The organism is Variovorax sp. 20P10.2.4 (genome assembly GCF_058244205.1).
In genome coordinates this window covers 1-12,272 of sequence record NZ_JBZAYE010000181.1, presented here as the reverse complement: position 1 = coordinate 12,272, position 12,272 = coordinate 1, and the positions used below count along the sequence as shown (strand labels likewise).

The window sequence follows — 12,272 nt, the reverse complement described above, 5'->3', positions numbered from 1 at the left end:
CTCGACCGCAATCCCATCGACGTGACCCTGGCCGGCCTGCAGCCGCAACTGCTGCGCCGCGCGCTCGGCGCGTTGCTCGACAGCCCGGGCTACGACGCGGTGGTGGTCATCGTCGGCTCCTCGGCGCTGGCCATGCCCGACCTCGTCGCCGATGCGATCCGCGACTGCCTGCCGGGCACGAGCAAGCCGGTGCTGGCCTACGTGAGCCCGCATGCGCCGGCCGTGGCCGCGCTGCTCAACGGTCGCGGCGTGCCGGCTTTCAGCGCGCCCGAGAGCTGCACCGTGGCGCTGCAGGGCATGCTGATGCAGGACGGTGCGACGCCGGTGGACGCCGTGTCGGCGGGCGCCATCGTCGACCTCGCGGGCCTGCCCGCGCAGGGCTCGTTCGACGAGGCCGAGGCCAAGGCGCTGTTCGCGCGCTTCGGCGTGCCGGGTGTGCGCGAGGTCGCGGTGCGCGATGCGCGGCAGGCGGCCGAGGCCGCACCTGCATTGGGCGAGAAGGTGGTGCTCAAGATCCTCTCGCGCCGCATCACCCACAAGACCGAGGTCGGCGGCGTGGCCGTGGCCGTGCCCGCATCGCAGGTGGCCGCGCGCGTGGCGCGCATGCACGACGACGTGGCGACCGCCACCGGCCAGGCGCCCGAGGGCTACCTGGTGCAGGAGATGGTCACGGGCGGCACCGAGATGATCCTCGGCCTGCACCGCGATGCGCTCGGCACCGCGCTGCTGATCGGCATGGGCGGCGTGACCGCCGAGCTCGTCGGCGACACCGTGCTGCGCATGGTGCCGCCGGGCGGCGCGCTGGCGCGCGAGGAGGCGGCCGCGATGCTGCGCGAACTGAAGACCTGGCCGCTGCTCGACGGCTACCGTGGCCGGGCGCCGGCCGATGTCGACGCACTGGTCGACGCGATCGTCGCGTTCTCGCGCATGGCGGGGCAACTGGGCGAACGGCTCGAGACGGCCGAGATCAATCCGCTGTTCGTGCTCGCGAAGGGGCAGGGGGTGAAGGCGGCCGACGGGGTGGTGGTGCTGGCGCAGGGCTGACGAGGGCGTCGGCGCGTCTTCTTTCTCGACGGCTACACTCCGCCTCCGCGGAGGGAGACCGTCGATGAAAGCAGGAAGCGAGCGTGGAGGATGGCGGCCGCTGGGCCTGGCCTTGCTGCTGCTTGGCCTGCTCGGCCTGCTTGCGAGTCTTCTGCACGCACGAATGACGCGGCAGGAGGCGGCCGCACCCATCCCGCCCATGGCCGTCTCGCAATCCCTGGCGCAGGGCGTGGCGTGGATCTGGCCCGACAGCAACGGCCCGTCCCCGGCAGCCGGCGAGGCGGCTTCCTATAGCCAGGCGGCGGTCTTGGTGGAGTCGCTGGTGTTTCGTGGCCCCGGCGTCGAACGGGGAGGACGCCGTCAACCCCTGGCGCTTCCCGCGGGCGCTCGCTTCATTCCCGTCATCCATGTGGAAGCGGGCGCCTCCGCGCCCGACGAATTCACGCCCGTCCAGCAGCAGGCGGTGCTTGCGGCCGTGCGCCGCCAGGCCCATGCCGCCGAGGCCGGTGGCGGCCTGCTGCAACTGGACTTCGAGGCACCGGCACGCCAGCGCGATGCCTACCGCGCGCTCGTCGCCGCGGTGCGCGAGGCGCTGCCGCCAGGCACACGGCTGAGCATCACCGCACTTGCGCACTGGTGCGCGCAAGGCGACTGGCTCGATCGGCTGCCGGTCGACGAAGTGGTGCCCATGCTCTATCGCCTGGGACCGCAGGCCGCGGATTGGCGGCGGCGCTTTGCACAGGGCGACCCGAGACTGGCGCGCCGCTGCCGCGGCGATGCACTGGGATTCGCCACCAACGATCCGCCCTCGGCGGCCCTTCTCGATCGCGCCACGCGAGCCTACTGGTTCGACGAGGCCGCATGGTCCAACCCCTCCCGTCCTCCGCTTCATCCGCTCTCATGAACATGCCCCGCACACCCTTGCGCCGTCTCTGCATCGCACTCGCCACGCTCGGTGGCCTCCTGCTCGCCGCGCCGGGCCATGCCGCCCCCGCGGCCGCCGACGACGAAAGCAAACTGCCCGACAGCCTGCGCAGCGACTACGTCGAGCCCATCAACGGCCCCGCCGACAACCGGGCCTATGCGCACGGCACGCTGGACCTGATCCAGTCGAACTATGGCCGCGCGTCCCTGTTCGTGGCCTGGCGCGTGATGCATCTGCCCGTGGGGGCCGTGGCGCGCGAGAGCCATCGTCGCCAGTCGGACTGGGTCCGCGGCGTGCCCACGCCGCCTCCGGCCGAGGACGAGATCGCCACCTGGTCGAAAGCGCGTGCCGCGTGGGTGTCGCAGGCGCCGAGCGTGCCGCCGAGCTACTTCCGGCCCGCCAAGCTGAAGGTGTCGGGGTTCGGCGAGATGGACATCGAGGTCGGCCAGTGCGGTCCCGACGCCTATGCCTTCGCCGCGCGCACGCTGGGCGAGCTCGTCGCCGATGCGTCGCTGAAGGATGCGGATCGCCGGACATGGGTCGCCGGCCAGGATGCGGTGTTTGCGCGTTGTTCGGCCACGGTGCAAAAGATGCCGGCCCTGCCCGCACTGCTGCCGGCCCGCGCGCCGGCGAAGCTGAAGGCATTGAACGCCTACCAGCGCGCCGCCGCGCTGTTCTACGGCGACGAGTTCGTCGCCGCGCGGGAGGCCTTCGATGCCATCGCCGCCGTGCCCGATCATCCGATGCGGCCCTGGGCCACGCTCGGTGCGTTGCGCTCGCTGCTGCGCGACGGCGTGCGCGACACCGAATGGGAGGCGGTCTTCGAGGACGCCTGGACGCGGCGCCAGCTGCGCGGCGCCGAGTTCAAGGCCGCCGTGGCGGAACCGGCGGCGCGCCATGGCGCCCGTGTCGAAGCCGCGTTCAAGGCCATCGACAGCCGCGCGAAGGCGGCACTCGCCGATGCCACGCTGGCACCGGTGCACGAGGCCATCCGCTACACCGCGCGCCGGGCGTTCGTTCAGCTCATGCCGGGAATCCCGCTGCGCATGACGATGACGGCGATGGAACGGCCGGAGTTCAACCCCTACGAATCGAGTGCGCTGGATTTCTTCCAGGAGCTCTATCCGATGGTGGCCCCCGACCGGCCGACGGGCGTGCTCGGGGAGGCGTTGCGGCGGCATGCGTGGTTCGATTTCGTCCTGACCGTGCAGGGCTGCTCCGACGCACAGAAAGCGCAGGACGTCAGCGTGTGCGATGCCGAGCATCTCCATGCGCTGGCCCGATGGCAGGAAACGAAGGACAGTGCCTGGTTGCTGGCGGCGCTGATGACGGCGCGCCAGCCCTCCGCGGCAGATGTGCCCGCCGCCGATGCAGCGCGTGCCGTGGCGGTCGACCGTCCGGAATGGGCGAGCCTGCAGTTCCATGCGGCGCGCGTGCTGCGCGCGCAGGGGCGCGGCGCGGAGGCCCGCGCGGCGCTCGATGCACTGGCGGCATCGCCGGTCGTGCACAAGCGCGACCGGCCGCTGCTGGAAGCCGAACGCAGAGGGCTTTGAGGCGCGCGGGCGCAGGGCCTCAGCGACGCGTCTTCCTGTCCCGCAGCAGCTTCTCCAGACTGGGCCTCGACTGCTCGAAGCTCGGCATCATGGCGGTGCGCCTTTGCTTCACCTCGATGACGTGCCAGCCGAACGGCGTGTGCACCGGCGGATCGGTCATTCCGGCCGGCCCCAGCGCCTCCATGGCCGCGGCGAACTCCGGCACGAAATAGACGCCGAAGTTCCAGCCGAGCTCGCCGCCCTTTCGATTGGAGCCTTCGTCCAGGGAGACCGCGTTGGCCACCGAGCCGAACGATTCCCCGGCGCGCACGCGAGCGAGCGCCGCTTCCGCCTGCGCCTGGGTGCGGACCATGATGTGGCGCACGTCGTATTCGTACTGGCCCTGGAACCTGGCGGTCCACTCCGCGCTGGCGCGGGCGTATTCGGCGCGGAGTTCTGCTTCCGTGACCTGGGGGCTCGTGCTCTGGCACGCAGCCAGGATCAGCGCGAGAAGCGCGATCGCGACGCGCGGGGACGGTGTTTTCACGAGGTTCATGCGGGATGGCCGGAGGGCCGTGGATGCGGGGATGAAATCGGACCGCATTCTGCAACGGCCCCGCATCAAGCCAGGCTCTTGAAGCTGCAGCACTCCCTGGCCAGCGCGGCCAGCGACCAGCCGATCATCGGATGGTGATGCGGATGGAACACCGCGTAGTAGCTCAGCGACGGCGCCGGCGGCTGGGTGCGTATGCGCTGCAGCCTGCGTTCGCGCAGCGCTCCGCGCACCACCACGCGCGGCATGCAGCTGATGCCGAAGCCGGCCTCGACCAATGCCGCCAGCGCCACCATGCTGCTCGATCCCACGGCCCACACCGGCTCGGAAGCCGTGTTGCCGAGCAGCTTCTGCACGAGCATGGTGAGTCCCGAGGCCGGCCCCTGGTCGATGATGGGATGGCGCCGCAGGTCCTGCATGGACTCGATGCCGCCCGCGGGCAGCAGGCCGGGCTTGCAGACCCATTCGAAGGGCACGGTGCCGAGCTGCATCGACGACATCTCGGGGGCCACGTAGTCTTCCTGCAGGATGGCGATGTCGAGCTTGCCGGCCTGCAGCATGTCGCGCACCGTGCCCGACAGGTCGACGTGCGGCACGACGACGAGCTCTGGGTACAGGTCGCGCAGGCGCGAGATGAAGGCGCCGAACCAGGTCATGACCGTGAGCTCGGTCACCCCGATGCTGATGCTGCGCACGCCTGCCGTGGGCGATCGACGCAGCGCCTCGAGCTGGGTGGTCTCCGCGATCATGGCCTCGCAGAAGCCCAGCAGCTGGCGTCCGTGCGAGGTCAGCTTGATGCCTTTGCGCCCCGCATGGAACAGCACGTGCGCCGACTCGAGCTGCAGCTCGTGCAGCCGCTTGGCGACGGCGGAGGGCGTGACATGCAGGCGCTCGGCGGCCGCGTCCTGCGAGCCCAGCGTCGCGCTCCAGTAGAAGGCCTGGATGCGCGCCAGCGTGGTCATGCCGGCCCTCCGTGCAGCCATGAGGGCAGCGACATCCAGCGGCGGAAGTCGCAGGCCTGGCGGCCGAGCTGCGCGATGTCCTCGACCAGGGCCGAGGCGTTGGCCGTCAGGTAGGCGATCTCGTAGCGCACGGGCTTGCCGGCCGGTGTCGAGCGCACCGCCTGCAGATGGCAGCGGCGCAGCCAGCGCGGGTCGATCTCCTTGGGCAGCGTAACATCCCCGAGGCCCACGATGGCCGCGCAGATCTGGCCGACCAGCAGGCTTTGGGCGGTGCCGTCGTCTTTAGCTGCGGGGACCGAGGCTTCGCGCAAAGCCGAAGTGAAGCGAAGCTGCTTCAGCGGTGGCAGCGCGATGCGCGTGGCCTTGCAGCTGGCGGGCAGGTCGTGCGCGACCGCGAGCTGGATCTCCCGCGAGGCCAGCAGCTGCGGCAGCCGGTGCGTCTCCGCCACGACCACGGACAGCTTGCAGGCCGGCAGGTGCGCCTCGACCAGGCGCGCCCAGGCCGGCAGCCAGGTCGCGGCCACGAGCTCGGGCACACCGAGCACCACGCGGCGGGTGCGCGGGCTCGAGGAACCGGCGAGAAAGCGGTCGATGTTGTTCCTGAGGTGCAGGATGCGCCGCGAGCGCGTGACCAGGTCGCGGCCTTCCGCGTTGAGCGTCGCCGTTCTCGAGCTCCGGTCGAAGAACGGCCGTCCGAACTCCTGCTCGAGCAGCTTCACGTTGCGGCTCACCGTGGGCTGGGCCAGGCCCAGTGCCTCGCCCGCCTTCTGGAAGCTCAGGTTGTCCGCTACCGCGACAAGGCTCTCGAGCTGCTGGAGGGAAGGCATGCGGTCATGAAGTCGGGGGCGGGAGGTCGGCGGTCTGCGTGGCTGCGGCGGATTGTCGAGCGGGGCGCAGCACGCGTCCAGCGCGCGCGCCGGTGTGCGCGCCGTTGCGGTAGGTCAGCTCGCCATTCACGACCACCACTTCGATGCCGGTGCTGACTCTCGTGGGGCAATCGTAGTCCGCCTCGTCGATCACGGTATCCGGATCGAAAACCACGAGATCGCCTTTCTTGCCGACCTCGAGGGTGCCCCGGTCTCGCAGGCCGAATTTGCCGGCGGTCAATCCCGACATCTTCCAGACCGCCGTCTCGAGCGAGAAGAGGCCCACTTCCCGGCAGTAGTGGCCCAGCACGCGCGGAAAGGTTCCCCACAGCCGGGGATGAGGGCGTTCGCCCTTGGGCACGCCGTCCGAGCCGACCATCGTGTCGTCATAGGCCAGGATGTTGCGCAAGTCGCCTTCGTCCTGATTGAAGTAGACCGCCGTCGCCGGAAGCAGCCGCTTCGCGGCGTCCATCTTGCTCACTTGCCACAGCGCTGCGATATCCGCAATCGTCTGGCCCACGAACTCCGGATGCGGATCGCTCGACGCGATCACCACCTTCGAGGCCAGTCGCTTGGGGTCCAGGTGCAGCGTCGTCGAACTCGCGTTGTACGGATAGCAGTCCAGGGACACGTCTTGCGATGCCTTGGCCCTCGATATCCTGGCCAGCGAGACAGGCGAATTTCCAAAATTTTCCTGCAGCATGTGCTTGTGGTGGGAGACCACGACGGGAACGCTCAGGGCGCGCCCGATCTCGAGCGTTTCTTCCAGCGCCTCCATGCACTTCGAATCCTCGTTGCGCATGTGGGTCACATACAGTGCCGAGGCCTCGGTCAGCGGCTGCGCGACACCAACGATTTCCGCGGTGGAGGCCTGCGCTGCCGGCGGGTAGGCCGTGCCGGTCGACAGGCCGAAGGCACCGGCCTCGAGCGCTTCGCAAACCATCAGTCTCATGGCCTCGATCTCGGCGACGTCGGCACTGCGATCCACCGATGTCATGGCAACGACTCGCAATGTCGTATGGCCGACCAGGGGGATGACATTCACCGACGCCGGCGCTGCGGCCAGTGCGCGCAGGTAGTCCGCAAACGATTCGAAGCGCGGTGCGCCATCGGGCACCACGATGTCCAGCGGCGCGGGAATCGGCGTGTCCGGTCGCAGCGGCGCCAGGCTCACGCCGCAGTTTCCCGTGACCACGGTGGTGACCCCTTGAGAAATCTTGTACAGCATCTCGGGCTGATGGATCAGCGAGAAATCGTCGTGGGTGTGGGAGTCGATGAATCCAGGCGCGACGATCTTCCCGTGTGCATCGATGGAGATGGTGCCGGTCGCTTCGGACAGGTCGCCGATCGCAGCCACATGGCCTTCGCGAATGCCGACGTCGGCGCGGAAGCGAGTCTTTCTGCTGCCGTCTATGAGCACGCCGTTCAGGACGAGCAGATCGAAGCTTTCTCTGTTCTTCATGGTTGCCACTTCCCGGTTGACCTCAGTTGACTTGGATATTGGCTTTTTCGATGATGGGCCGCCATTTGCTGGCCTCGGACTCGGCGTACTTCCTGAACTCCTCCTCCGATCCTCCCGCCGTCTCCATGCCCATCGACAGCAGCTTTCCCTTCATCTGGGGATCGTGGAGCACTTCGTTGAATACCGCATTCAGCTTGGTGATCGTCGCCTTCGGAGTGCCCGCGGGCGCGACGAAGCCACCCCAGCCCACGCTTTCGAAGCCGGGCAGAACCGTCTCTGCGACCGTGGGCACATCGGGAAAGAGCTGCGACCGCGTCGTGCTGGTGATGGCGAGGGGCTTGAGGCGTCCGTCCTTGACGAACGGAGCGATGGACGACATGTTGTCGATCATGATGTCGACCTGACCTCCCACCACGTCCGCGATCGCCGCCGGACTTCCCTTGTAGGGCACGTGCGTGAGCGGCGACTTGGCGTACTGGCTGATCAACTCACCGGTGAGATGCGGAGAAGTCCCGAGTCCGGAGGAGCCGAACGTGAATTTGCCAGGCTTCTTCTTCGCTTCCGCCAGCAGCTCAGCCAACGAGTTTTCCGGCACGCCGCGATTGACGGCGATGATGCTCGGCACCTTCGCGAGGAGAACGATGGGAATCAGGTTCTCGGGCTTGTAGGGCAACTTGTTGAAGAGCGACTTGTTGGTCGCCAAGGTCGCGTTGTTTCCGTAGCCGATGGTGTAGCCGTCCGGTGCGGCCTGCTCGATCGCGATCATCCCGATGAATCCGGCACCCCCGGGCTTGTTCTCGATCACGAAGGTCTGCCCCAGCCTGCGGCCGGCTTCGGTGGCCACCGTTCGCACGAGGATGTCGGGTGAACCGCCCGCCGCCGACGGGACGATGACCCGGATCGGTTTGTTGGGATAGCCTTGAGCGTGGGCGCTCGAGAACCCGACCACTGCGACCACCGCGGCAAGAAGGTGTGGAACAGAGAATCGCATGAGTGTCCTTTGAGTTGAAGCAGGTTGGCACATGGAGGTCGCTCAGAATCGATCGGCTCGATAGGGGCGGGGATCGAGAAAGGGTGATTCGCCCGCGATCATTTCCGCCAGCATCCGGCCGGTGGTGGGACCCAGCGTCAGGCCCTGGTGGCCATGGCCGAACGCGCACCACATGCCAGGCACCTTCGGTGCGGGCCCGATGACGGGAATCATGTCGGGCATGCAGGGCCGGATGCCCATCCAGGGCTGCGTGTCCACGCGCTCGCCCAGCGGCAGCAGTCGCTTCGCCACGGGCTCCGCGCGCGCCAGCTGCACGGGCGTCGGCGGACGGTCCTCGGCATCGAACTCGACGCCGGTGGTCAGCCGCACGCCGCGCGTCATCGGCACCAGCAGGAAGCCGCTCTCGGTGTCCATCAGGGGCCGGGTCAATGTCGCGCCGTCGCGCAAGGCGTAGTGCATGTGGTAGCCGCGCTTGCCGAACAGCGGTGGGCTGTAGCCGAAGCGTTGCGTCACCCGCGTGGAGAAGGCGCCCAGCGCCACCACGAGGTCGGATGCGGTCACCGTGCCGCCGTCCGTGGGGAGCGTCCACTGCGATCCCCGGCGCTCGAGTTGCATCGCATCGCCCTTCAGCAAGGCGCCTCCGAGGTCGACGAACAGCTTAGCCAGCGCGGCGAGCAGCGCGCCCGGATCGCTCAGCGAGAGCGAGTCGGTCCAATGGATCGCACCCGCGCGGCGTGGCTGGAAGCTGGGCTCGGCGTTGCGCAGCCCGCTGTCGCTGAGCACCTCGAAGTTGACGCCGAAGTCGCGCCGCGCCGTGGCGGCGAGCTCCGCCGCCGATGCGAGCTCCCGGGCCGAGGAGAACGCGCGCACCCAGCCCAGCGGACGAAACAGCTCGGCCACGCCTGCCTGCGTGGCCAGGTCCAGGTGCTCGTCGAGGCAGGTCATGATGAGCGCCGCTTCCCTGTGGACGATCGCGGCGTATGGCCCCGGTGCGGAGCAGCTCCAGTACCGCAGCAGCATCGGCGCGATCCGCAGCAGTTGCCGCGTCGTGTAGGCCACGTCGATGGAGCGGTTGCCCGCGATGCGCAGCAGCGTGCGCAGGTCGCGTGGAAACCGGAAGGGGAACACGGAATCGCGCTGGATCAGGCCGCCGTTGCCGAAAGATGCACCCGCACCGGGCCCCACCTTGTCCACCACGATGGCCGCGATGCCGCGCCGGCGCAGATGGATCGCGGTGGAGAGACCGACGATCCCGGCGCCCAGTATCAGGACTTCCTTGTTCGCGTGCATCTGGACCGGCTCAGCGCGCCTCATCGCCGTTCGCGTCGGGAATGGCGGCGATCACCGCGATCTCGAGGCTGGCACCCAGCTGGAGTTCGGCCCCGACCGTTGCGCGCGCTGGTTCGCGACCGGGAACCAGCCAGGCATTCCAGACCTCGTTGAGGGCCTGCACGTCGCGGTTGACGTCCACCAGCCAGATGGTGGCGGACAGCAGGTTCGATTTGTCGGTGCCCGCGGCCGCGAGGCGCCGGTCGAGTTCGGCCAGGACCTGCGCGGTCTGGCCCCGGATGTCCTGCGAGACATCCGAGGGAATGGCGCCCGACACATGGACGCCGCCGCGATGGATGACGGCGTCGCTGCGATGCTGGAGCTTGGCGGGATTGATGTGGAGGGTCATGTTGAAAAACTCGTTGCCGTGGGGAGGCGGATGCCGATGCGTGCGGGTTCCGCGCCGTCGTCGTCATGCCTTCTTGCGCAAGGCTGACCACGACGTCCAGCACTTGAAGAGATCGAATTCTGAAGACGGGCGTCCGTGCGGTAAATTGATATTCGAGGCCGTCTTCAGTTGAAAAAAACGGATGTTTCGAAGCAGGGACGAGGCGGCCGGAACGCCTCTTGCGCAGGCCGCGCGCAGCCCCGATCAGCAGGCCTGCGCTATCCTCGAACGACCATGACCGAACTGCGCATCACCACCGACAAAGCGGCGATCGACGTCGCCCTGGTTCACCGCTTCCTCAGCGAGAGCTCGACCTGGGGCCGAGGCATTCCGCTGGCCGTCGTGCAGCGCTCGATCGAGCACTCCCTGTGCTTCGGCGGCTTCATCGGTGCCGACCAGGTGGCCTTCGCCCGCGTGATCTCCGACCACGCGACCTTCGCGAACCTGGTCGACGTGTTCGTGCTGCCCGAGCATCGGGGGAGGGGGTACAGCAAGGCGCTCATGCAGGCGGTGATGGGCTTTCCCGCGCTGCAGGGGCTGCGTCGCTTCACGCTGGCGACGGGCGATGCGCATGGGTTGTACGAGCGGTTCGGGTTCACGGCACCGCTCAGGCCGCAGTCGTTGATGGAGCGGTATTTTCCAAATCTCTATGCTTCGCAGGGCTGAGCTGCGAGTTCAGCTCAAACCGCAGTCATCACGCCGGACCAGCAGGCTCCGGCAAGCCACCAGCCCGTAGCCGTACTTGGCATAGAGCCCGAAGCCCGCCACCTCCTGGCCTGGCGCGAGGCAGGTGTGCGTGGCACCGAGCCTTCTGGCCTTGTCTTCGAGCGCATCCATGACCAGATGGCACAGCCCTCGACCTCGATGCGATGGCGTCGTGAACATGTCGGAGACATAGGCGGCGTGTCCCGGCAGGTGGACCAGCTGCCCCTTGGCGACGACCTCGTTGTCGATGCTGGCGAAGAAGTTGTGAATGAACGGGTCCTGGCGCATGCCGGGATTGGAGATGCCGGGCAGCGACGCATGGCGCGCCATGTCTTCGCTGCTGGCCACTTCGTGAACATGGGCCTCGTGCGGCAGGGACCGATGCCATGGCGTGTGCAGCGCGCGGCCGAGCAGCGTGCTGACCCATGCCTCGGCATACCCCGCATCGAGAAAAGCCCGTGCATCGACCGACGGGTCCGCGGAAAACAGGTTCACCACATGCTCGCCTTCGCCGCCGGTGGCCTCGCTCACTTCCTGCAGGCCGGCAGCACCGGGGCCGGCGCAGAAGAACTCGCTCGTATAGTCGAATCGACGCGGCCACGGCCAGCTCAATGGCGCCGGATAGACGATCCTCGTGGTGCTTCCGTGCGCGCAGACGGATGCGTCCAGTTCGTTGTGCTCGCGATGAGCGAGCGAACGGATGAACGAGGTGACGGCTGCTGGATCCATGGGAGGATTCTGCGGCAACCGCCGGGACGCGCCGGCCTTCGCAGCAATGCTCAGGCGGCCTTCAGCCCTTCCTGCCCATAAGTCCCCGCCGCCCGCACATCCGCCGGATCGAAGCTCGCCCCCGCCCCCTGCTGTTCGCGTTGCACCGCGAGCCGTGCGCCTTCCTGCGCGGCCATGTCGAACAGGCGATTGGGGTCGTGCCGGCGCAGTTGCAGCGCGGCCGCTTCCAGCCCGGCGGCGATCTCGATCTCGCGCTGGCCCGAAGCCATGCCGTCGAGCAGCAGGCCGGCCGCGACGGCGGGCTCCATGCCCTGGTCGATGTTCGCGTCGGAACGGCCGCGGGCGCTGCCGTCGGCGCCGAGCGCGTTGATCGACACCGCGGTGCGCACCGAGCCCGGCAGCGCGACGCTGACGCGGATGCCGTAGGCCTGCTCGACCTCGGCGCGCAGGGCATCGAAGTAGCCCTGCACCGCATGCTTGGCGCCGCTGTAGCCGGTGCGCAGCGGCGCGCCGACCTTGCCGGCCACCGAGCCGATCACGGCGATGTGGCCGCTGCGGCGCTCGGCCATGCGCGGCAGCACGAGCTGGGTGAGGGCGACGGGTGCGAGGTAGTCGACTTCGATCAGGCGGCGATAGACGGCGAGGTCGGTGTCGATGGCGAGGCTGCGCTGGGCGATGCCGGCGTTGTTGATCAGCACGTCGATCCGGCCCTGCCAGCCGGCGGCGCGTTCGACGATGGCCGGCAGGGCGTCGTAGTCGGTGGCCTCGAAGGGCAGTACCAGCACG

The 12,272-nt window shown here is 68.6% G+C and carries 13 protein-coding genes; 4 read left to right on the top strand and 9 right to left on the bottom strand.

The window, feature by feature from the left end; genetic code table 11:
- From AC27VN_RS18275 to AC27VN_RS18265, 3 genes are all read left to right on the top strand, one after another.
- On the top strand, positions 1 to 1,044 hold a 1,044-nt coding region (locus AC27VN_RS18275; RefSeq protein WP_490877437.1), incomplete at its 5' end, for an acetate--CoA ligase family protein.
- A 64-nt stretch (positions 1,045 to 1,108) separates the two neighbouring features.
- On the top strand, positions 1,109 to 1,948 hold the full coding sequence (locus AC27VN_RS18270) for a hypothetical protein (protein WP_490877436.1): 840 nt from the start codon (positions 1,109 to 1,111) through the stop codon (positions 1,946 to 1,948).
- Complete coding sequence (locus AC27VN_RS18265; RefSeq protein WP_490877435.1) at positions 1,945 to 3,522, top strand: hypothetical protein; 1,578 nt, start codon at positions 1,945 to 1,947, stop codon at positions 3,520 to 3,522. The genes AC27VN_RS18270 and AC27VN_RS18265 overlap by 4 nt, the downstream gene beginning before the upstream one ends.
- A 19-nt stretch (positions 3,523 to 3,541) precedes the next feature.
- On the opposite strand, the gene AC27VN_RS18260 is transcribed toward AC27VN_RS18265, so the two are convergent.
- The 7 genes from AC27VN_RS18260 to AC27VN_RS18230 all read right to left on the bottom strand — a co-directional run bounded on the left by AC27VN_RS18260 (position 3,542) and on the right by AC27VN_RS18230 (position 10,013).
- A complete protein-coding gene (locus tag AC27VN_RS18260; protein WP_490877434.1) occupies positions 3,542 to 4,057 on the bottom strand; it encodes a peptidylprolyl isomerase in 516 nt (171 codons plus the stop codon).
- A 65-nt stretch (positions 4,058 to 4,122) separates the two neighbouring features.
- Positions 4,123 to 5,016, bottom strand: coding sequence for a LysR family transcriptional regulator (locus AC27VN_RS18255; RefSeq protein WP_490877433.1), 894 nt, complete (start codon positions 5,014 to 5,016; stop codon positions 4,123 to 4,125).
- On the bottom strand, positions 5,013 to 5,843 hold the full coding sequence (locus AC27VN_RS18250) for a LysR family transcriptional regulator (RefSeq protein WP_490877432.1): 831 nt from the start codon (positions 5,841 to 5,843) through the stop codon (positions 5,013 to 5,015). The genes AC27VN_RS18255 and AC27VN_RS18250 overlap by 4 nt, the downstream gene beginning before the upstream one ends.
- 4 nt (positions 5,844 to 5,847) lie before the next feature.
- Positions 5,848 to 7,344, bottom strand: a complete 1,497-nt coding sequence (locus tag AC27VN_RS18245) for an N-acyl-D-amino-acid deacylase family protein (protein ID WP_490877431.1) — start codon at positions 7,342 to 7,344, stop codon at positions 5,848 to 5,850.
- 22 nt (positions 7,345 to 7,366) lie between these two features.
- Complete coding sequence (locus tag AC27VN_RS18240) at positions 7,367 to 8,335, bottom strand: Bug family tripartite tricarboxylate transporter substrate binding protein (protein WP_490877430.1); 969 nt, start codon at positions 8,333 to 8,335, stop codon at positions 7,367 to 7,369.
- Between the two features lie 42 nt (positions 8,336 to 8,377).
- Positions 8,378 to 9,625: an NAD(P)/FAD-dependent oxidoreductase gene (locus AC27VN_RS18235; RefSeq protein ID WP_490877429.1), complete on the bottom strand. Its 1,248-nt coding sequence runs from the start codon at positions 9,623 to 9,625 to the stop codon at positions 8,378 to 8,380.
- A 10-nt stretch (positions 9,626 to 9,635) separates the two neighbouring features.
- Positions 9,636 to 10,013, bottom strand: a complete 378-nt coding sequence (locus tag AC27VN_RS18230) for a RidA family protein (RefSeq protein ID WP_490877428.1) — start codon at positions 10,011 to 10,013, stop codon at positions 9,636 to 9,638.
- A 273-nt stretch (positions 10,014 to 10,286) separates the two neighbouring features.
- Between AC27VN_RS18230 and AC27VN_RS18225 the strand changes: the two genes are divergently transcribed.
- Positions 10,287 to 10,718, top strand: a complete 432-nt coding sequence (locus AC27VN_RS18225) for a GNAT family N-acetyltransferase (protein ID WP_490877427.1) — start codon at positions 10,287 to 10,289, stop codon at positions 10,716 to 10,718.
- A gap of 9 nt (positions 10,719 to 10,727) precedes the next feature.
- Here AC27VN_RS18225 and AC27VN_RS18220 read toward each other — a convergent pair whose 3' ends face one another.
- Positions 10,728 to 11,486, bottom strand: coding sequence for a GNAT family N-acetyltransferase (locus AC27VN_RS18220; protein ID WP_490877426.1), 759 nt, complete (start codon positions 11,484 to 11,486; stop codon positions 10,728 to 10,730).
- A 50-nt stretch (positions 11,487 to 11,536) separates the two neighbouring features.
- Positions 11,537 to 12,272 (bottom strand): SDR family NAD(P)-dependent oxidoreductase (locus AC27VN_RS18215; RefSeq protein ID WP_490877425.1); only part of this gene is annotated, 736 nt, incomplete at its 5' end.